18 protein-coding genes are annotated in these 20,570 nt (G+C 64.0%); 12 read left to right on the top strand and 6 right to left on the bottom strand.

Going from position 1 to position 20,570, the window contains the following annotated elements:
- Nucleotides 1–46 precede the first annotated feature (46 nt).
- Nucleotides 47–1,888: a nitric oxide reductase activation protein NorD gene (locus tag V3W40_RS06305; RefSeq protein ID WP_330214654.1), complete on the top strand. Its 1,842-nt coding sequence runs from the start codon at nucleotides 47–49 to the stop codon at nucleotides 1,886–1,888.
- Here the strand turns inward: V3W40_RS06305 and V3W40_RS06300 are convergent.
- The 3 genes from V3W40_RS06300 to V3W40_RS06290 are packed head-to-tail and all read right to left on the bottom strand — an operon-like array spanning nucleotide 1,882 to nucleotide 2,986.
- The gene (locus tag V3W40_RS06300) at nucleotides 1,882–2,073 is read right to left on the bottom strand and encodes a protein DnrP (protein WP_065924640.1); all 192 of its coding nucleotides are present in this window, start codon (nucleotides 2,071–2,073) and stop codon (nucleotides 1,882–1,884) included. The two genes, V3W40_RS06305 and V3W40_RS06300, sit on opposite strands and share 7 nt — an antisense overlap.
- Nucleotides 2,070–2,753, bottom strand: a complete 684-nt coding sequence (locus V3W40_RS06295; protein WP_053134436.1) for a Crp/Fnr family transcriptional regulator — start codon at nucleotides 2,751–2,753, stop codon at nucleotides 2,070–2,072. The genes V3W40_RS06300 and V3W40_RS06295 overlap by 4 nt, the downstream gene beginning before the upstream one ends.
- A gap of 29 nt (nucleotides 2,754–2,782) precedes the next feature.
- Nucleotides 2,783–2,986 carry a hypothetical protein gene (locus V3W40_RS06290; RefSeq protein WP_330214653.1) on the bottom strand — a complete coding sequence of 68 codons (204 nt, stop codon included), beginning with the start codon at nucleotides 2,984–2,986 and terminating at the stop codon, nucleotides 2,783–2,785.
- Nucleotides 2,987–3,106: 120 nt separating this feature from the next.
- On the opposite strand from V3W40_RS06290, the gene V3W40_RS06285 reads away from it, so the two are divergent.
- From V3W40_RS06285 to ubiT, 8 genes are all read left to right on the top strand, one after another.
- Entirely contained in the window at nucleotides 3,107–4,297 is a 1,191-nt protein-coding gene (locus V3W40_RS06285; RefSeq protein ID WP_074847064.1) for an NnrS family protein, read from the top strand.
- Between the two features lie 9 nt (nucleotides 4,298–4,306).
- A complete protein-coding gene (locus tag V3W40_RS06280; RefSeq protein ID WP_330214652.1) occupies nucleotides 4,307–4,738 on the top strand; it encodes a hypothetical protein in 432 nt (143 codons plus the stop codon).
- Between the two features lie 592 nt (nucleotides 4,739–5,330).
- Nucleotides 5,331–5,978: a pyridoxamine 5'-phosphate oxidase gene (pdxH, locus tag V3W40_RS06275; protein WP_074847062.1), complete on the top strand. Its 648-nt coding sequence runs from the start codon at nucleotides 5,331–5,333 to the stop codon at nucleotides 5,976–5,978.
- 85 nt (nucleotides 5,979–6,063) lie between these two features.
- A complete protein-coding gene (gene moaB, locus V3W40_RS06270; protein ID WP_065924644.1) occupies nucleotides 6,064–6,618 on the top strand; it encodes a molybdenum cofactor biosynthesis protein B in 555 nt (184 codons plus the stop codon).
- On the top strand, nucleotides 6,615–7,847 hold the full coding sequence (locus V3W40_RS06265; RefSeq protein WP_330214651.1) for a molybdopterin molybdotransferase MoeA: 1,233 nt from the start codon (nucleotides 6,615–6,617) through the stop codon (nucleotides 7,845–7,847). The genes moaB and V3W40_RS06265 overlap by 4 nt, the downstream gene beginning before the upstream one ends.
- A 9-nt stretch (nucleotides 7,848–7,856) precedes the next feature.
- Nucleotides 7,857–8,852: a ubiquinone anaerobic biosynthesis protein UbiU gene (ubiU, locus tag V3W40_RS06260; RefSeq protein ID WP_281113657.1), complete on the top strand. Its 996-nt coding sequence runs from the start codon at nucleotides 7,857–7,859 to the stop codon at nucleotides 8,850–8,852.
- A 10-nt stretch (nucleotides 8,853–8,862) separates the two neighbouring features.
- Nucleotides 8,863–9,753 (top strand): U32 family peptidase, encoded by an 891-nt coding sequence (locus tag V3W40_RS06255; RefSeq protein ID WP_330214650.1) that lies wholly within the window; start codon nucleotides 8,863–8,865, stop codon nucleotides 9,751–9,753.
- Complete coding sequence (gene ubiT / locus V3W40_RS06250; RefSeq protein ID WP_065924647.1) at nucleotides 9,747–10,226, top strand: ubiquinone anaerobic biosynthesis accessory factor UbiT; 480 nt, start codon at nucleotides 9,747–9,749, stop codon at nucleotides 10,224–10,226. Before V3W40_RS06255 ends, ubiT begins: the two co-directional genes overlap by 7 nt.
- On the opposite strand, the gene V3W40_RS06245 is transcribed toward ubiT, so the two are convergent.
- From V3W40_RS06245 to V3W40_RS06235, 3 genes are all read right to left on the bottom strand, one after another.
- Complete coding sequence (locus V3W40_RS06245) at nucleotides 10,227–10,907, bottom strand: Crp/Fnr family transcriptional regulator (RefSeq protein ID WP_065924648.1); 681 nt, start codon at nucleotides 10,905–10,907, stop codon at nucleotides 10,227–10,229.
- A 418-nt stretch (nucleotides 10,908–11,325) separates the two neighbouring features.
- Nucleotides 11,326–11,973 (bottom strand): two-component system response regulator NarL, encoded by a 648-nt coding sequence (narL, locus tag V3W40_RS06240; protein ID WP_330214649.1) that lies wholly within the window; start codon nucleotides 11,971–11,973, stop codon nucleotides 11,326–11,328.
- Complete coding sequence (locus tag V3W40_RS06235) at nucleotides 11,970–13,772, bottom strand: HAMP domain-containing protein (protein ID WP_315871670.1); 1,803 nt, start codon at nucleotides 13,770–13,772, stop codon at nucleotides 11,970–11,972. The genes narL and V3W40_RS06235 overlap by 4 nt, the downstream gene beginning before the upstream one ends.
- A gap of 310 nt (nucleotides 13,773–14,082) precedes the next feature.
- Here V3W40_RS06235 and V3W40_RS06230 point away from each other — a divergent pair, with 310 nt between their 5' ends.
- Genes V3W40_RS06230 through V3W40_RS06220 form a run of 3 tightly spaced genes read left to right on the top strand, consistent with a single transcriptional unit; the run spans nucleotide 14,083 to nucleotide 20,570 of the window.
- Nucleotides 14,083–15,339: an MFS transporter gene (locus tag V3W40_RS06230; protein WP_141155276.1), complete on the top strand. Its 1,257-nt coding sequence runs from the start codon at nucleotides 14,083–14,085 to the stop codon at nucleotides 15,337–15,339.
- Nucleotides 15,340–15,341: 2 nt separating this feature from the next.
- Complete coding sequence (locus V3W40_RS06225) at nucleotides 15,342–16,739, top strand: NarK family nitrate/nitrite MFS transporter (protein WP_330214648.1); 1,398 nt, start codon at nucleotides 15,342–15,344, stop codon at nucleotides 16,737–16,739.
- Nucleotides 16,740–16,796: 57 nt separating this feature from the next.
- The gene (locus V3W40_RS06220) at nucleotides 16,797–20,570 is read left to right on the top strand and encodes a nitrate reductase subunit alpha (RefSeq protein WP_065948142.1); all 3,774 of its coding nucleotides are present in this window, start codon (nucleotides 16,797–16,799) and stop codon (nucleotides 20,568–20,570) included.

Here is a 20,570-nt window from a genome sequence, read left to right as displayed (position 1 = left end):
TGACTGCAGTGTGCCCGTCAAATATCAAGCAATTGGAGCCCATCCCATGGCCTTTACCCTTGAATTGGAAGAATGGGTCGGCAGTGCCTGGCACCGCTTTATCACCCGCCGCGCCAGTGTCGATTTCCCGGCGGCGCGGGTCGAGCTGGTCGACCGCCAGCGCAGCCTCGCCGTATTGTTTCGCGCCCTGGGCGGTGCCAGCGGGATCGCCCTCGAAGCCGCCAGCGAACGCGACCTGCTGCTGCGCCGCAACCTGTTGATGCGCATCGCCGGCACCTGCAAGCATGCACCCCTGGCCTCCTGCGATGGTAACCGTCTGCGCCTGCCGTCGAGCCTGGCGGTGTACCCCACGGTCGCGTTGAACCGGGAGCTGTACCGCTGGCTGGCGCTGCTGGCCGCCCATGCAGGCCCCATGAACCATTGGGCCCGGGACAACCAGCGCTGGACCTGGCTGCTGCTGCAACGCTACCCGGCGCTGCTGCCCAGCTACCAGCGCCTGGTGGACGCCCATATCCCGCTGCGCCCCGACCCCGCCAGCCTGAGCCCCGCTGAAGCCGCCCTGGAAAAAGCCTTGCGCAAGGCCCTGCGCGAGCCCGGCAGCGTGCGCCATTTACCCCGCAGCGAACGCGCCGCCTGGCCGTTGCCCTTATGGCTGTACCCGCCGTTGCACCTGGACACGCCCCAGGCCCTCGACCTTGAAGACGACACCGACGACCTCGCCACCCCGGCCGGGGAGCAGCAGGGCGCGCCCAAACGCGCCAGCCGTGTGGATGATCACAGCCGTGATGGCGGCCTGCTGGTGGTGCGCCTGGAAAACCTGTTCAGCTGGACCGAGCACGTCGACCTCGATCGCTGGGCCGACGACAGTGAGGACCCGGACGCCGCCCGCGTCGCCGAAGACCTCGATCAGTTGAGCCTGTCGCGCCAGCGCGTGCGCAAGAGTGGCGGCTTGAAGCTGCACCTCGACCTGCCGCCCGCCGACGTCGACGACATCCCCCTCGGCGAGGGCATCAAGCTGCCCGAGTGGGGCTACCGTCAACAATGCCTGCAACCCGGTTTCGTCAATCTGCAACTGATGCAGCCACGTGCCGATGCACCGCAACCGTTACCGGCCCGATTACTCGGCCCGGCCCAGCGCCTGCGCCGTCAATTCCAGCAACTGCGCACCGACCGCCAATGGCTGCGTCAGCAACCCCAGGGCGCGGAGCTGGACCTGCAAGCCTGGGTGGATTTCCAGGTGCAACGCCAACACGGCGCCTGCACCGAACGCGGCTTGTACCAGGAGCAACGTCACACCCGACGCGACCTGGCATGCCTGCTGCTGGCGGACCTGTCGATGTCCACCGACGCGCATCTGAACGACGAGCAAAAGGTCATCGACGTGATCCGCGACAGCCTGTTGCTGTTCGGCGAAAGCCTGGACGGGCTGGGGGATGCGTTTGCGTTGTATGGCTTCTCGTCCCTGCGCCGCCATCAGGTGCGCCTGCACCAGCTCAAGACCTTCGAGCAAGTCTATGACGACCGCACGCGCGGCTGCATCCAGGCCCTCAAGCCGGGGTACTACACGCGCATGGGCGCCGCGATTCGCCAGGCCACCCAGTTGCTGGGCGCGTGCAAACAGCGGCGCAAGTTGTTGTTGCTACTGACCGATGGCAAACCCAATGACCTGGATCTGTATGAGGGCCGCTACGGGGTCGAAGACACCCGCCAGGCAGTGGTCGAGGCGCGGCGCCAGGGCCTGGTTCCGTTCTGCATCACCATCGACAAACAGGCCGGCGACTACTTGCCCTACATGTTCGGTGCCCATGGCTACACCCTGATCCGCCAGCCGGAGCAGCTGCCGCTGCGGTTGCCCCAGCTGTACCGGCAACTGACCGAGGGTCAGTAGAAGTCGCGCGGCAACCAGAAGAACATCGCGATGCAAAACAGCGTCAGGCTCAGGCAGAACCACTGGAAACGCCGCAAGCGAAGGGCCTGTATGCCGGCGTCCGAGGCGGGCAGGGCCATACCGCAATCCGTGCACTGCTGATGCTTGTCGGCATTGCGCTGCTGGCAGTACAGACAGGTTTTCACTCGAATTGCTCCAGGCGCAGCCGGTCCAGAATGGCGATCTGGCGCCCGTCCTGGGTGATGATCTTTTCATCGATCAGGCGCCGGATAATCCGCGAAAAGGTCTCCGGCTGGATCGACAGGTGCCCGGCGATCAACTGCTTGGCCATGGGCAGTTCGAATGTGGCGTCGGTGCTGTGCAGGCGCATCAGTTGGGTCAGCAGGTAGCGCACCACGCGGTGGGTGGCGTTTTTCAGCGACAGGGTTTCGATCTCGTTGACGCGCTGGTGCAAGCGCACGCACAACGTGCCGAGCAGGGCGAAGGTCAGGCGGCTGTTGCTGTGCAGCAGGCGCATGTAGGTGGCGTTGGACAAACGGTACAACTGGGTGGGGCACACCGCTTCGGCGCAGGCCACGTAGTTGGGGGTGTCCATCAGCATCATGGCTTCGGCGAAGGTCTGGCGCTCGCCGATCACTTCGAAGACCTTCTCCTGGCCGTCGGGGGTCAGGCGGTAGATCTTCACCGCACCGGCAATCACGAAGTAAAACGCGTCGGCCGGTTCGCCCTGGCGGAACAGCGGCTCGCCCTTGTCGATACTCAGCAACTGGCTGTTGCCCATCAGCTCGTTGAGTTCTTCGTCGTTCAGCGGTTCGAACAGGTGATGGCTGCGCAGGATCTGGTGGTGCACACGATGCAGCACCATGCCCGGTTCCTTGAACAGCAGCGGAGCGTTCACACCAGCACCAGCGAAAGCCCGCTGGCGGCGGCCAGCATGGAGCCGAGGATCACAAACCAGGCGAGGGGGACATAGGCGTTTTTCATCATGGCTCCAAAGCATGCTAAAGGTGTTGTAGGAGCGAGCTTGCTCGCGAAAAACCCACAGACACCGCGTTTAATCAGGATGCCCGCGTCATCGTTAACGTCCTTCGCGAGCAAGCTCGCTCCTACAGTGAGCGCAAGCGTAAGCGTTGAAGTGGGTTTGCGACTTGATCTACGACAAGGGCAACGCACGCTCATCGGCGCAAGATTGCCGCAGTCCTGAAGGGAGACCGTGTCATGCAAGTGCTCGATCGGCGCAAGGCCATGTCGATTACCCCGTTGTTTCGCCTGGCCTTCCGGCCATTCTTCCTCGGCGCCTGTGTATTGGCGACGCTGGCAATCCCCCTGTGGCTGCTGGCCCTGGGCGGTCACCTCGGCAGCTGGCAGCCGGCGGGCGGCTGGCTGGCCTGGCATCGCCATGAGCTGCTGTTCGGCTTTGGCCTGGCGATTATCGCCGGCTTCCTGCTCACGGCAGTGCAGACCTGGACCGGCCGCCCGGGCATCAGCGGCAACGCCCTGGCGCTGCTTGCCGGCGTGTGGCTGGCGGCGCGCCTGGGGTGGTTGTTCAACCTGCACTGGCCGCTGTTGGCGGTGCTGGAGCTGACCTTTCCCCTGGCTGTCGCCGCAGTGATGGGCTGGACCCTCTGGCAGGTAAGACAGAAGCGTAATTACCCGATTGTGCTGGTGCTGGCGCTGTTGACCGTGGCCGATGCGCTGTCGCTGTATGGCTTGCTGCGCAATGACCCCGGCCTGCAACGCCAGGCGGTGCTCACAGGCCTGTGGCTGGTGGCGGCGATGATGGGCCTGATCGGCGGACGGGTGATTCCGTTTTTCACCCAGCGCGGTTTGGGCCGGGTCGAAGCGGTCAAACCCTGGGTGTGGCTGGACCTTATATTGCTTGGCGGCTCGCTGCTGATCGCCGTGCTGTATGCCGCAGGGCCTGCATTGGGCGCCAACCTGTGGATCGGCCTGCTGTTCGCCGCCCTCGGGTTGGGGCACCTGGTCCGCCTGGTCCGCTGGCATGATCGCGGCCTCTGGCGCGTGCCGTTGCTGTGGTCATTGCACCTGGCGTATGCCTGGCTGGCCGTGGCCTGCCTGGGCATGGCGCTGTGGCACTGCGGTGCGCCGCTCAATCCCAGCCTGGCCGTGCATGCATTGACCATCGGCGCCATGGCCGGGCTGATCCTGGCCATGATCGCCCGCGTCAGCCTGGGCCACACCGGCCGCCCGTTGCAGCCGCCGGTCGGGATGACCCTGGCCTTTGGGCTGCTGAACCTGGCGTGTGTGTGCCGGGTGGTGCTGGTCCTGCTGTTGCCGATGGCCGCGTTGTGGCTGGCGGGTGTGTGCTGGACCCTCGGGCTCGGCCTGTACCTGTGGCGGTATGGCCCGATGCTGTGGCAGGCGCGGGTCGATGGGCATCCAGGCTAGGGGGACGTCATGCTCTATTCCACCTTGTTGATCGTGCATCTGCTGGCGGCGATTGCGTTTATCGGCACGCTGTTTTTCGAAGTAGTGATCTGGCACAGCGCCCGTGAGGAATTGGCCTGGTCGGCGCAATTCACCTCCGATCACGCCATTGCACGGCGTTCGCGCCAGGTACTGCACGGCGTGGTGGTGTTGCTGTACGGCGCGGGCATCGGCCTGGCCTGGCATTATCGCGGGCTGTTGGTGGTGCCTTGGGCCAGCCATTTCGCCGCGCTGTTGAGCCTGAAGATCCTGCTGGCCCTGAGCATCATCGGTCATTACCTGTGGCTGGCGTACCTGCTGGGCCATCAGCGCTTGAGCCCGAGGCGTGCGACGTGGATTCGTCGCAGCATCCTGGGGCATATGGTCGTGATCGTGATTCTGGCCAAGTTGATGTTGCGCTGATCAGGCAGGCTGATAGGTACCTGATGTATAGAGATCAAATGTGGGAGGGGCGGTGCGACGATTCGACTTGCTCCCGATGGGTCCTCTGGACCGACCATTTGCTGGGGTTGGAATGAGTACATATCCGTTGCTGCGGTAACGGCCACTTAGGGTTCCGCTCTTACAGCGGGTCACTTTTGGAAAAGAGCCCCAAAAGTAACCAAAAAGGCTCTTGCCCCAACACTCGGCACCTCGCCTAGGCTCGGTGTGCCCGAACGCAGGCTTGAATCCGTGGGCCGCCGTCATGGGCTATCCCTGGCCCAGGACGGCTAACCCGGCGTCCTGCCGGGTTACCCACGGATTCAAGCCTGCGTTCGGCCAGCGTGTTTGACGGGGCGCCTAGGGTCAAGATCAAAAGCCAGAGCCAGAGCCAGAGCCAGAGCAACAGCAACAGCAACAGCAACAGCAACAGCAACAACGCGATCCGTTCTGTAGAACCCCACACCTCAAGCAATCACATGCGGCGTCATGCCACGGGTGAATGTTGATCGTGGTCAAGGGATAACGGCGCGGTAGTTCCCACACTGTGGCGAACTTTCTGGAGGACCGTGTCATGCCCTTGTCTCTTGCGCAATTGCGCCGTAACTACACCCTTTATGGTTTGCGTGATGACTTGGCGCAGGACGATCCCTTGGTGCTGTTCGGTCAGTGGCTGGATCAGGCGCGTAAAACCGAGGTGCCTCCGGCGGAGGCCAATAGCATGGCGCTGGCCACCGTGGACAGCCAGGGCCATGCGCATTGCCGCATCTTGCTGCTCAAGGGTTTCAGCGCCGAGGGTTTTTTCTTTTTCGGCCATTACCAGAGTGCCAAGGGCCAGGAGTTGGCGAGCAATCCCCATGCGGCCATGACGTTTTTCTGGCCGGGGCTGGAGCGTCAGGTGCGTATCGAAGGCCCGGTGGTGCGGGCGGATGCGCAGTTGTCGGACGATTATTTCGATGCGCGTCCGGCCGCCAGCCAGTTGGGCGCCTGGGCGTCGCCGCAAAGCCAGCCCCTTGGCCATCGCAGCGAGCTGGAAAGCCGCTTGCGAGAGGTCACCGAGCGTTTCGCCGGGCAGCAACCGCCACGCCCCGAGCATTGGGGCGGCTACCGTCTGCAACCTCAGCGCATCGAGTTCTGGCAGGGCCGGCCCGACCGTCTGCATGACCGTCTCGACTACCGCCTGCACGCGGGCATTTGGCAGCGCACGCGCCTGGCCCCCTGAACGAGATACCTCCTTGGAGGAATAGGCCCTGCGCCCGTTGCGGCGCAGGCTGACGGCAACTTTCTTGACGCCTGGAGCCTTGATCATGGCCCATTTGAAACAACGCAATTTCGTGCCCCTGAACATCGCCGTGCTGACCATCAGTGACACCCGTACCCTCGACACCGACACCTCCGGCCAGACCCTGGTGGACCGCCTCGAAAGTGCCGGGCATGTGCTCATCGACCGTGGCCTGGTGATCGACGATATCTACCAGATTCGTGCGCAAGTCTCCCTGTGGATCGCGGACCCCGAGGTGCAAGTGGTGCTGATGACCGGCGGTACCGGTTTCACCGCCCGCGACAACACGCCCCAGGCGGTGTTGCCGTTGCTGGACAAACATGTCGAAGGCTTCGGTGAGCTGTTCCGCCAAGTATCCCTGGCCGAAATCGGCACTTCCACCGTGCAGTCCCGCGCGTTGGCCGGCATCAGCAACGGCGTGCTGGTGTGCTGCATGCCGGGCTCGCCGGGGGCGTGTCGCACCGGCTGGGACCAGATCCTGGCGGGGCAGTTGGACAGCCGCACCGGCCCGTGCAACTTCGTGCCGCACCTCAAGCCCCAGCCTGAGCAAACCCTGCAAGCCTGCGAGTCGCGTTCATGAGTGTCTCGGTGTGTGACAGCGGCCACCTGATGCCGGTGGACGAGGCCATCGCCACGCTGCTGGCCCAGGCGCCGCCGCCGCCGAGCACCCAGGTGATTGGCCTGGAGCAGGCGCTGGGGCGGGTGGTCGCTGAAGAGCTGTTCTCGCCCCTGGATTTGCCCGGTTTCGACAACAGCGCCATGGACGGCTACGCCCTGCGCGCCGAGGACGTGCCGGCCGAAGGCGGCTACCTGATGCTCGCCGGGCGCATTGCGGCGGGGCAGCACAGCAAGGTGAGCGTGCAGGCCGGGCAGGCCGTGCGCATCTTTACCGGTGCGCCGCTACCGCCTGGTGCTGACACGGTGGTGCCCCAGGAGCGTTGTCGCCTGTACGGCCAGCGCATCTGGTGCCCGCCGGTACGTCTCGGCGAGCACGTGCGCAAGCAGGGTGAAGAGCTGCAGCGCGGGCAGACCCTGATCGCCGTCGGCAAGCGCCTGCGCGCCCAGGATATCGGCTTGCTCGCCTCGGCGGGCATTCCTCGGTTGAAAGTCTATCGCCCGTTGCGGGTGTGCCTGCTCAGCAGCGGCAACGAGTTGCGTGATCCGGGCGAGGCGCTGGTGCCGGGGCAGATCTACAACAGCAACCGCTATGCCCTGGCCGCGTTGTTGCGTGGCTGGGGCGTGGACGTGCACGACTACGGGGTGATGGCCGATGAGTTGGCCGCCAGCCGTGATGCCCTGGCCCTGGCCTCGTCCGAATGCGACCTGTTGCTGACCTCGGCGGGTGTGTCGGTGGGGGAGGAGGACCATCTCAAGCAGGCCATCGAAGCGCTCGGTCGCGTGGACTTCTGGCGCCTGGCGATCCAGCCCGGCAAACCCCTGGCATTTGGCGAAGTGGCGGGCAAGCCGTGGCTGGGCCTGCCCGGTAACCCGTCGGCGGCGCTGATCACCGCGCTGGTGGTGGTGCGCCCGTTCCTGCTGCGCGCCCAAGGGGTGGAGCGGGTGTTGCCGGTGCCGATCCAGGTGCCGGCCGCGTTCGAATGGCTCACGCCCAACAAGCGCCGCCAGTACCTGCGTGCACGCCTGAGCCCTGGCGAGGACGGGCAATTGCGCGCCGTGCTGCACCCCCAGCAAAGCTCGGCGATGCTGACCGCCGCCTGTTGGGCCGATGGCCTGGTGATCGTCGAGCGTGAGCATCAGGTGCTCAAGGATGAACCGGTGCCGTTTGTGTCTTTCGCTGAATTTCTCTGAGGAGCCCCCATGCAACTGGTCTGCCCGGCAGGCAACCTGCCTGCGCTTAAAGCCGCTGTGCGTCAAGGCGCCGATGCGGTGTATGTCGGTTTTCGCGATGACACCAATGCCCGGCACTTTGCCGGGTTGAACATGGACGACAAACAGTTCGACGGTGCCGTCGCCTTTATTCGCCAGCACCAGCGCAAGCTGTACGTGGCGGTCAACACCTACCCGCAACCGAAGATCTGGGCGCGCTGGCAACGCGCCGTCGACCGCGCGGCGGACCACGGCGTGGACGCCCTGATCGCCGCCGACCCCGGCGTGCTCGACTACGCCAGCCGCCAGCATCCGCACATGGCCTTGCACCTCTCGGTACAGGGCTCGGCCACCCACGCGGCGGCGCTGAAGTTCTATGCCGAACGCTATGGTATTCGCCGCGCGGTATTGCCCCGTGTGCTGTCCCTGGCCCAGGTCAAGCAGGTGGCTGCGAGCAGCCCGGTGCCCATCGAAGTGTTCGGGTTTGGCAGCCTGTGCATCATGGCCGAGGGGCGTTGCCACCTGTCTTCCTACATCACCGGCGAGTCGCCCAACCTCTGCGGCGTGTGCTCGCCGGCCAAGGCGGTGCGCTGGAGCGAAGATGCCGAGGGTTTGAGCGCGCGCCTGAGCGACGTGCTGATCGACCGCTACACCCCCGACGAACCCGCCGGTTACCCGACCCTGTGCAAGGGCCGCTTCCTGGTCGGCGGCAAACGCTTCCATGCCCTCGAAGAACCCACCAGCCTCGACACCCTCGACCTGCTGCCGGAGCTCAGCGCCATCGGCGTCGAAGCGGTCAAGATCGAAGGCCGCCAACGCAGCCCAGCGTATGTGGAACAAGTCACCCGGGTCTGGCGCGCCGCGCTCGACGCCCACCGCAGCGCACCGGCCAGCTTTGTGGTCAAGGACCAATGGCGCCAGGTGCTGGCCGGGTTATCCGAAGGCAGCCAGACCACACTCGGCGCCTACCATCGTGCATGGCAGTGAGGAGACACAGATGAAACTCAGCCTGGGACCGGTGCTGTTTTATTGGGATAAGGAACACCTGGGGCGCTTCTACTCGGACATGGCCGGCTTGCCCCTGGACGTGATTTACCTGGGCGAAACCGTGTGCGCCAAGCGCCGCGCGTTTTCCCTGGACCGTTGGTTGGGCCTGGGGCGGGAGCTGCAGACCTGCAGCCCGGCGCAGATCGTGTTGTCGAGCCTGACCTTGATCGAAGCCGCCTCCGAACTGTCGAGCCTGCGCCGCCTGTGTGACAACGGCGAGTTGCTGGTGGAGGCCAACGACATGGGCGCGGTGCAGATGCTGATCGAGCGCAAACTGCCCTTTGTCGGCGGCCCGGCGCTCAACCTCTACAACGGTCACGCCCTGGTGCAACTGCTCGACGCCGGCATGCAGCGCTGGGTGCCGCCGGTGGAGTGCTCCCAGGGCTTGATCGCCGACGTGCTGGAACAGGTGCGCGAATTGGGCCGGCCATTGCCCGAAGTGGAGATCTTCGCCTACGGCCATTTGCCCCTGGCCTACTCGGCGCGTTGCTTCACCGCCCGCGCGGAAAACCGCCCCAAGGACGATTGCCAGTTCTGCTGCAGCAACTACCCCGACGGCATGCCACTGACCAGCCAGGAAGGGCAGGCGTTGTTCACCTTGAATGGCATCCAGACCATGTCCGCCGACGTTACCAACCTGCTGGCCGATTACCCCGGCCTGGTGTCCAGCGGTGCCGATCTGTTGCGCCTGAGCCCACGGGCCGAGGGCATGGTCGAGGTGGTGCGTGCCTACGACCAGGTACGCCAGGGCGCTACGCCGCCGCTGTATGTCGAAGGCTGCAACGGCTACTGGCACGGCCAGGCGGGCATGTTGCGGGTTGAGGAGGTGGGCCTGTGCTGAGTCGTAAACCATGGCTGCTCAAGGGTGCCGACCGGTTGTTGCCATTGATTCGCCGTGTGCCGTTTGGCGTACAGCGCCTGGTCTTGCAGCAGGCCCTCAACCGCTGCCTGGCCGAACCCCTGCGCGACGGCGGGTTTGACCTGCTGCGCGGGCGTTGGCTGTGTTTGCGTATTCCTGACCTGGGGTTGTGCTGGTACCTGACCCTGGGGCGGGATGGGTTGCGGATTGCGCAAAAGGCTGAGGCGCAGGTCAGCATCAGTGGTAATTGGCGGGAGTTTCTGTTGCTGGCCAGCCGCCAGGAAGATCCGGATACGCTGTTCTTTCGCCGCCGGTTGGTGATTGAGGGGGATACGGAATTGGGGTTGGGGTTGAAGAATCTGATCGACAGTTTGGACCCGGATGTGTTGCCGCCTTGGTTGTGGCGGAATCTGGAGCGGGCGGGGCGGGCGTCAGCGGGCCATAGCGGGCACTGATCAGCCGGCCTGATAGCCCATCAACTGTTCTTCGCAGAGGATTCGAATGGTGCGCCGCTGCACCTCGATCAACCCGCCTTCCACCAGCCGGTGCAGGATCCTTGAAAAGGTCTCCGGCTGGATCCCCAGCTTCGACGCCACCAGGCGCTTGGGCACTTGCAGCACCACCTCGCCACTCAGCGCATCGCGCTCCTGGAACAGGAAGTTGATCACCCGGCGGCTGGCGTTGGCCAGGGTCAGGGTGTCGATGTCCTTGAGGCGCTGATGCAGGTGGATGCTCATGCTGGCCAGGATCGCCAGGCAGATTTTCGGCTGGTCCTCCAGGGCCCGGCGGTAGTGCTGGCCTTCGATGCTGACCAGCACACTGTCCTTGAGCGCGGTGGCGCTCACCGGATAGGCCTTGGCCTGGGTGAACAGCAGCGCTTCGGCAAAGGTCTGGCCGGGCTGGATGACTTCCACCAGATGTTCCTGGCCTTCACCCGTGACCCGGTGCAGCTTGATCTGGCCGCTGACCAGCAGGAAAAAACGCTCGGCCGCGTCGCCCTGATGCATCAAGGGCGCATGGCCGGGCAGGCGCTTGAGATTGGCCAGGGTACAGACGTCCTGGAAGGTTTTTTCCGGGAGCTGGCTGAACAGGTGATGGCGACGCAGGGTGAGCACGATGTGGGGATGGGTGAGCATGGTTGGGCCTCCGCAATGGGCTAGCGTAGAGGGCTTGGGGCGGGGTTGATATGCCTCTGTGGGGGTACCTCTTGCGGGGTTTGTGTAAACAATGTGGGGGGGCTTGCCCCCGATGAGCATGAGTATCTACACAACTTTTCAGACCCAGACAAATCTCCCTGTGGTGAGCGGGCTTGTCCCGCGCTGGGCTGCGTAGCAGCCCCAAAACCAGTGTCTACAGAGTGTCTGATACACCGCATTGTTCTGGACTGGGGCTGCTACGCAGCCCAGCGCGGGACAAGCCCGCTCACCACAACAGCCCTATCTGCCGCGCGTTCAGCGTTGAGCCAACGTTGTGTCGATACCCATGCCCCGAGGAGGGTGTGTCAGTTGATGCATCTGTGGCTGACCCTCTGCAATCGGTATGCATCAAACAGCCTCACCCCGCCTGCCGCAAATGCTCCATCGCCCAAACCGCCGCCTCCACCCGCGACCGCAACCCCAGCTTATGCAGCAAATTCTTCACATGCACCTTCACCGTGCCCTCGGTAATCCCCAGCTTATGCCCGATCACCTTGTTGCTGTGCCCACTGGCAATCGTCCTCAGCACCTGGCGTTCGCGCTCGGTCAATTCCACTGCCCCATGGGGCTGCGGCGAGCGCAGGGCCTGGGCCAGTACGCGGGTCAGGCCGGGGCTGATCACCAACGCGCCATGCAACGCATCACGGATGTACTGGATCAACAACTCCGGCTCCATGTCCTTGAGCAGATAGCCATTGGCATCCAGGCGCAACGCATCACGAATATCGTCTTCAGCGTCGGACACGGTAAACAGCAACACCTTGCCGCCATAGTTCATGGCGCGCAGGCGGCGCAGGGTTTCGAGGCCGTTCATGTGCGGCATGTTGTTGTCCAGCAGCACCAGGTCCGGTTGCAGCCCGTCGATCTGGTCCAGGGCTTCCTGGCCGTTGCCGGCTTCGCCGACCACTTGCAGGTCGTCTTCCAGTTCAAGCATCTGGCGCATGCCGTGGCGCATCATCGGGTGATCGTCGACCAGCAGGATACGGTGGCGGGTGAGGGTGTTCATGAGGCGGTGCCTTGTAGGGAGTGGCCGAGAAATTCCGGTTGGAAACGCAATTGCACGCGGGTGCCCTGGGGCTCGCGGGGGCTGATGTCGAGGCGGCCATGCAGGCTGCGGGCGCGCTCGTCCATGATGGTCAGGCCGTGGTGTTCGCGGGTGTCGACCTCACCGCAGAAGCCCCGGCCGTCGTCCTCGATGCTCAGGCTCACGGTCTCGCCTTCCTGGCGCAGTTGCAGCCAGGCGTTTTGCGCATGGGCATGGCGCAGGCAATTGGACAGGGCCTCGCGGGTGACCTGCAACAAGTGGATCTGTTCGCTGGCCGACAGTTGGAAGGCCAGGGCGTCCACATGCAGGTGCACCTGGAACTCGCCACGCCGCGAGAACTCTTCGGCGGTCTCCTGCAGTTCCTGCACCAGCCCGGCATCGTGGATTTGCAGGCGGAAGGTGGTGAGCAATTCGCGCAGTTGGCGGTAGGCGTTGTTCAGGCCATCGCGCAGTTCGGCGGTGACGGTGGCCAGGGTTTCCACCGGTTCGCCACGACGGATCAGGGTTTGCATGCGGCTGACCTGCAGCTTCATGTAGGACAGCGCCTGGGCCAGGGAATCGTGCAGTTCGCGGGCGATGATGGTGCGTTCGTCGAGCAGCAGCAGGCGGTGGTCCTGTTCACGCTGGCGCTTGAGCGACAGCGAGGTGCCGATCAGGTTGGCCAGGGCCTGGATCAGTTGTTTTTCCCAATCCTGGGGGGGATGGCCATCGTCGAAGTGGGCCTTGAGTTCGCCCAGTTCCGAACCCTGGTTGCTGATGCTGAATACCTGGGGGAGCGCCACTTTCTGTTTTTGGCACGTTGCGCAATCACCGATGGCGCAAACGTTGCGGCTATCCCCTCCATTCAGGGAGAGCATCTGCTGGGCCGGCGCCAGGAAGTGCCCTTGCAGGCACAGCGACAGGCGCAACCCCGGCAGGCGTTTCTGGAAGCGCCGGATCAGTTCATCCAGGCCCTCGGCGTTCGCCAGGCGCGTGGCCAGGCTGCGGCTGCTCTGGTAAAGCAGCTCCAGGGCGGCGTTGGCTTGTTGCAGGTTGAGGGTTTTCTGCCGCACCTGGCTCTCCAGGGTGCGGTGGGAGTGTTCAATGGTCTCGGCCATGGCGTTGAAGCTCAGGGCCAATTGCCCCAGTTCATCCTCGGAGCGGTGATTGACCCGGGTCTTGAAGTCACCATCACGAAAGCGCCGGGTCGCGTGCACCAGTTCTTCCAGGGGGTTGACCACGCCGTACTGCAGTTCATACAGGCCGATCAGCAGGATGATCAGCGTGCTGAACAGCGCCAGGCCCTGGATGCCTTGCTGCCAGCCCTGTTTCTGTTCGCTGTGTTGTTGCAGGAGGCTGACGAATTGGTTCAGTTGCTCGACGAACCCCGGCGCGCTGGCCTGGAACAGCACCGCGTCGCCACGGGCCAGCGCCGGGCGCAGATCGGTGTCCCAGCGCTGCTGGATCTGTTGGTAGCTCTGCAGCAGGGCACTGCGCGGGCCGTCTTCAAGCACCGCCTTGAGCGATTGGCTGTCGAGGCGCCCTTGCAGGCTGTGGGTGATGGCGTCGATCTCGTCGGCAGGCGCGCCGGCCGCCAGTTTCCAGCTCAGGTGGTAGGTCTCCATGCGCACCGAACCGGCGGTGTTGATGGCGGCCGCGTCGCCCTGGCTGAACCAGGCGATCAGGCCGGCGCTCAAGGAACTGGCGAGGGCGAGGATGGCGATCAGGATCACCGCCAGCCCGGCGCGAGCGGGCAGGGAGCTGCGCAGCCAGTTAAACATGGCGGCGTAAGCGAAGGGGGTTGGAAGCCTGCATGGCGGCACCTGCAAAGGGAAAAGGGCTGAAAAACCGCAATCCCTGGCGCACTACCTCTAAAGAGTTGCCGGCAAACCCTCCCACGGGAAAACGCCGGCACAAGAGACCAATCCATTGATAAATAAAGACTTTCTCTTGTTGTTAGGACTACCTCCTTAGAGGTATGTGGGGCCAGCATAGCCCCATACCCCCCAGGCGGACGTTGACCTGGGTCAAGTTCCACGGGGGTGTCGCCCCTAACCTGCGCCCATGGAATCACTTTCTGGAGCGCATACCGTGACTCAACCCCGTATGAGACAAGGCCTGGTGCTGGGCATGAGCACACTCGCCTTCACCGTCTGCTTTATGGTGTGGATGATGTTCGCCGTGCTTGGCGTACCCATCAAAGAGCTGTTGCAACTCAACGAAACCCAGTTCGGCCTGCTGGCCGCTACCCCGGTATTGACCGGCTCCCTGGTACGCCTGCCCCTGGGCCTGCTGACTGACCGCTTCGGCGGGCGCATCGTGTTCTTCCTGTTGATGCTCGCCTGTGTGCTGCCGCTGTACCTGATCACCTACGCCACCGCCTATTGGCAGTTCCTGGTGCTGGGCCTGTTCGTCGGCCTGGCCGGCGGTTCGTTTTCGGTGGGCATCGCCTACGTGGCCAAGTGGTTCGACAAAGACAACCAGGGCTTTGCCATGGGCGTGTTCGGCGCCGGCAACGCGGGCGCCGCCGTCACCAAGTTCCTGGCCCCGGCGCTGATCGCCCTCGGCACCTGGCACCTGGTGCCCAAGGTGTTCGGCGCGATCCTGTTTATCACCGCGCTACTGTTCTGGTTCCTCACCAGCGAGAACAAGGCCCACCGCAGTGCCGGCGGCGCCACCCTGCGCCAGCAGCTGCTGTGCCTGAAAGACCCGGCCGTGTGGCGCTACTGCCAGTACTACTCGATTGTGTTCGGCGGCTATGTGGCCCTGGCGCTGTGGATGACCAAGTACTACGTGCAGGAATACGGCTTCAGCCTGCAAAGCGCCGCGTTGCTGGCCGCGTGTTTCTCCCTGCCCGGCGGCGTGCTGCGCGCGGTGGGCGGCTGGATGTCCGACCGTTGGGGCGCCCAGAGCGTGACCTGGTGGGTGCTGTGGGTGAGCTGGATCTGCCTGTTCCTGCTCAGCTACCCGCAGACCCAATTGCAGGTGCAGACCGTCAACGGTCCCCTGGATTTCCACATCGGCCTCAACGCCACCCTGTTCACCGTGCTGTTGTTTGTGATGGGCATCGCCTTCGCGTTCGGCAAGGCCTCGGTGTTCAAGTACATCGCCAATGACTACCCACAGAACATGGGCGCGGTGTCCGGCATCGTCGGCCTGGCCGGTGGCCTGGGCGGCTTTGTGCTGCCGATCCTGTTTGGCGCCCTGGTGGACCTCACCGGCGTGCGCTCGTCCTGCTTCATGTTGATGTACGGCGTGGTCTGGGTGTCCCTGACCTGGATGTACTTCAGCGAAATGCGCAAGCAACCGCTGTTGGGCAAAACCGCCCAACCTCTCCAAGGAGAATGAACATGTCCATCGCGCAAAAGCCCGGCTCGGGGCCGGTGATCCACGACTGGCGCCCTGAAGACCCGGCGTTCTGGGGCGCCAGCGGCAAGAAGACCGCGACCCGCAACCTGTGGATCTCGATTCCTGCGCTGTTGCTGGCCTTCGCCGTGTGGATGGTGTGGAGCACGGTGATCGTGCGCCTGAACGCCATCGGCTTTACCTTCACCACCGACCAGTTGTTCTGGCTGGCGGCGTTGCCGGGCTTGTCCGGTGCCACTTTGCGGGTGTTCTACTCGTTCATGGTGCCGATCTTCGGCGGCCGCCGCTGGACCGCCCTGAGCACCGCGTCGCTGCTGCTGCCGTCGCTGTGGATGGGCTTTGCGGTGCAAGACCCCAACACCCCCTACAGCGTGTTTGTACTGATCGCGCTGCTGTGCGGTTTCGGCGGCGGCAACTTCGCCTCGAGCATGTCCAACATCAGCTTCTTCTACCCCAAGTCGCAGCAAGGCACGGCCCTGGGCCTGAACGCCGGCCTCGGCAACCTGGGGGTGTCGGTGATGCAGTTCTGCGTGCCGCTGGTGATCACGTTCGGCGTGTTCGGCCTGGTGGGCGGTCAACCGCAAACCTTGCCGGATGGCAGTCAACTCTGGCTGCAGAACGCCGGTTTCATCTGGGTGCCGTTTATCCTCACCGTCACCGTGGCGGCCTGGTTCGGCATGAATGACCTGTCCAGCGCCCGCGCTTCTTTCAGCGAGCAGGCGGTGATCTTCAAGCGCAAGCACAACTGGCTGATGTGCTGGTTGTACCTGGCCACCTTCGGCTCATTCATCGGCTTTTCGGCGGCGTTCCCGCTGCTGATCAAGACCTCGTTCCCCGATGTGGTGGCGCTGAAATTCGCCTTCCTCGGCCCGCTGGTCGGTGCCCTGGTGCGCCCACTCGGCGGCTGGCTGGCGGACAAGCTGGGCGGCGCACGGGTGACCTTGTGGAACTTCGTGCTGATGATCGTGATGGTGTTCGGCGTGCTGCACTTTTTGCCGCAGAACGGGCAGGGCGGCAGCTTCTACGGTTTCCTCGGCATGTTCATGCTGCTGTTCATCACCACCGGCGTCGGCAACGGCTCCACCTTCCGCATGATCCCGGTGATCTTCCGCACCCAGCACGAGAAGGCCAGTGCCGGTAAGTCCGCCGCCGAGCGCGAGCAGGCGATCAAGGATGCCGGCAAGGAATCCGCCGCCGTGCTGGGCTTCAGCTCGGCCATGGGTGCCTTCGGTGCGTTCTTCATTCCCAAGTCCTTCGGCACATCCATGGCCGCCACCGGCAGCCCGGCGATGGCCTTCTACATGTTTGTCGGTTTCTACCTGAGCTGCATTGTCGTGACCTGGTGGTGGTACGCCCGCAAAGGCTGCGCCACACCCTGCTGATCGACCACGAATTTGCGGGGCAACGCACCCCACGGCACGCCTGATGAGGAAAGCATCATGAGTCACTTACTGGATCAACTGCGGTTCTTCAACCGCAAGCAAAACGAATTCTCCGACGGTCACGGCGAGACCCGTAAGGAGTCCCGCGACTGGGAGAACGTCTACCGCTCGCGCTGGCAGTACGACAAGATCGTGCGCTCCACCCACGGCGTTAACTGCACCGGCTCGTGCTCGTGGAAGATCTACGTGAAGAACGGCCTGATCACCTGGGAAACCCAGCAGACCGACTACCCGCGCACCCGCAACGACCTGCCCAACCATGAGCCGCGCGGCTGCCCACGGGGTGCCAGCTACAGCTGGTACATCTACAGCGCCAACCGCCTCAAGTACCCGAAGATCCGTAAGCCGCTGCTCAAGCTGTGGCGTGACGCGCGCCAGACCCTGTCGCCGGTGGAGGCGTGGGCGAGCATCGTCGAGGACAAGGTCAAGGCCGACTCGTACAAGAGCAAGCGCGGCATGGGCGGTTTCATTCGCTCGAACTGGGAAGAGGTCAACGAGATCATCGCCGCCTCCAACGTCTACACCATCAAGCAATACGGCCCGGACCGCATCGTCGGCTTCTCGCCGATCCCGGCCATGTCCATGGTCAGCTACGCGGCGGGTTCGCGTTACCTGTCGCTGATCGGCGGCGTGTGCCTGAGCTTCTACGATTGGTACTGCGACCTGCCACCGGCCTCGCCGATGGTGTGGGGCGAGCAGACCGACGTGCCGGAATCGGCCGACTGGTACAACTCCAACTACATCATCGCCTGGGGTTCCAACGTCCCGCAGACCCGTACCCCGGACGCGCACTTCTTCACCGAGGTGCGCTACAAGGGCACCAAGACCGTGGCCATCACCCCGGACTATTCGGAAGTGGCCAAGCTCACCGACCTGTGGCTCAACCCCAAGCAGGGCACCGACGCCGCGTTGGCCCAGGCCTTCAACCATGTGATCTTCAAGGAATTTCACCTGGATAAACCGAGCGCCTACTTCACCGACTACGCCAAGCGCTTTACCGACTTGCCGGTACTGGTGATGCTCAAGCCGATGACCGGGTTCGCCCCTGGCGCCGGCTTCCAGCCTGACCGCTTCCTGCGCGCCTCGGACCTCACCGGCAACCTCGGCCAGGACAACAACCCGGAATGGAAAACCATTGCCCTCGACGAGAGCGGTGAGTTGGTCTCGCCACAAGGGTCCATCGGCTACCGCTGGGGCGAGAAGGGCAAGTGGAACATCCTCGCGAAGGAGGGCGGTGAAGGCCGCGCCATCGACCTCAAGCTCAGCCTGATCGGTGACGACGTCGCCGAAGTGGCCTTCCCGTATTTTGCCGGCGAAGCCCACGAGCACTTCCAGCACGTGGCTGGCGATGCCGTGCAGTTCCGCCGCGTGCCGGTGCACAGCGTGACCCTGGCCGACGGCAGCGTGGCCAAAGTGGCGACGGTGTTCGACTTGTCCGCCGCCAACCTGGCCATCGACCGTGGCCTGGGCGGCCACAACGTGGCCAAGGATTACGACGACGCCAGCGTGCCGGGCACCCCGGCGTGGCAGGAAGCGATCACCGGCGTCAGCCGCGAGAAAGCCATCCAGATCGCCCGTGAGTTCGCCGACAACGCCGACAAGACCAAGGGCCGTTCGATGATCATCGTCGGCGCGGCGATGAACCACTGGTACCACATGGACATGAATTACCGCGGGCTGATCAATATGCTCATGCTCTGCGGTTGCGTCGGCCAGACCGGCGGCGGCTGGGCCCACTACGTCGGCCAGGAAAAGCTGCGCCCGCAATGCGGCTGGCTGCCCCTGGCCTTCGGCCTCGACTGGAACCGCCCGCCACGCCAGATGAACGGCACCAGCTTCTTCTACGGCCACAGCTCGCAATGGCGCCACGAGAAGATGAGCATGCATGACGTGCTCTCGCCGCTGGCCGACAAATCGCAATTCCCGGAACACGCCCTGGACTACAACATCCGCGCCGAACGCGCCGGCTGGTTGCCCAGTGCGCCACAGCTCAACACCAACCCGCTGCACATCTGCCGTGATGCGGCCGCCGCCGGCATGACGCCGAAAGACTACGTGGTCAAATCCTGGCAGGACGGCAGCCTGCGCTTCGCCTGCGAACAGCCGGACAGCCCGGTGAACTTCCCGCGCAACATGTTTATCTGGCGCTCCAACCTGCTCGGTTCCTCGGGCAAGGGCCATGAGTACATGCTCAAGTACCTGTTGGGCACCAAGAACGGCGTGATGAACGAAGACATCGGCCACAGCACCGAATGCAAGCCCACCGAGGCCGAATGGGTCGAAGACGGCGCCATCGGCAAGCTCGACCTGGTGACCACCCTGGACTTCCGCATGTCCTCCACCTGCGTGTACTCCGACATCGTCTTGCCGACTGCCACCTGGTACGAAAAAGACGACATGAACACCTCGGACATGCACCCGTTCATCCACCCGTTGTCGGCGGCCATCGACCCGGCGTGGGAGTCGCGCTCCGACTGGGAAATCTACAAGGGCATCGCCAAGGCGTTCTCGGCCATGTCGGTCGGCCACCTGGGCGTGGAGCAAGACCTGGTCACCGTCCCGTTGATGCACGACAGCGTCGGCGAACTGGCCCAGCCGTTTGGCGGCACCGACTGGAAAAGCGCCGGTGTGACGCCGGTGCCGGGCAAGAACGCGCCGAACATGGCGGTGGTGGAGCGGGACTACCCGAACATCTACAAGCAGTTCTCGTCCCTGGGTCCGATGCTGGAAAAACTCGGCAACGGCGGCAAGGGCATCAACTGGAACACCGATGAAGAAGTCGAGTTCCTCGGCGAGCTGAACCATCACGAAAGCGCTGCGGGCATCAGCCACGGCCGGCCGAAAATCGACACGGCCATCGACGCCGCCGAAGTGATCCTGTCCCTGGCCCCGGAAACCAACGGCAAGGTCGCCTTGAAAGCCTGGGCCGCGCTGTCGGAATTCACCGGCATCGACCACAGCCACCTGGCGATCTCCAAGGCCCACGAAGCGATTCGCTTCCGCGACATCCAGGCGCAGCCGCGCAAGATCATCTCCAGCCCGACCTGGTCAGGCCTGGAAGACGAGCACGTGAGCTACAACGCCGGCTACACCAACGTGCATGAAAACATCCCATGGCGCACCATCACCGGCCGCCAGCAGTTCTACCAGGATCACCCGTGGATGCAGGCGTTCGGCGAGCAGTTGATGAGCTACCGGCCACCGGTCAACACCCGCACCATCGAAGGGGTGAAGGGCAAGCGCAGCAATGGCGAGACCGAGATTGTGCTGAACTGGATCACCCCGCACCAGAAGTGGGGCATCCACAGCACCTACAGCGACAACCTGCTGATGCTCACCCTGAGCCGTGGCGGACCGATCGTGTGGCTCTCGGAAATCGACGCCAAGCGTGCCGGCATCGAAGACAACGACTGGATCGAATGCTTCAACGTCAACGGTGCATTGACCGCCCGTGCGGTGGTCAGCCAGCGCGTCAAGGAAGGCATGGTGATGATGTACCACGCCCAGGAACGCATCGTGAACGTGCCGGGTTCGGAAACCACCAAGACCCGTGGCGGCCACCACAATTCGGTAACCCGCGTGGTGCTCAAGCCGACCCACATGATCGGCGGCTATGCCCAGCAGGCCTACGGTTTCAACTACTACGGCACGGTCGGTTGCAACCGCGATGAGTTTGTCGTGGTGCGCAAGATGGCCAAGGTCGACTGGCTCGATGGCTCCAGCGGCGATGACTTGCCGCGCCCATTGCCGACTGACATCGAGGAGAACTGA

The organism is Pseudomonas sp. AM8 (genome assembly GCF_036346475.1).
GTDB classification, from domain to species: Bacteria; Pseudomonadota; Gammaproteobacteria; order Pseudomonadales; family Pseudomonadaceae; genus Aquipseudomonas; species Aquipseudomonas marginalis.
This window is presented reverse-complemented; position numbering and strand designations above follow the sequence as displayed.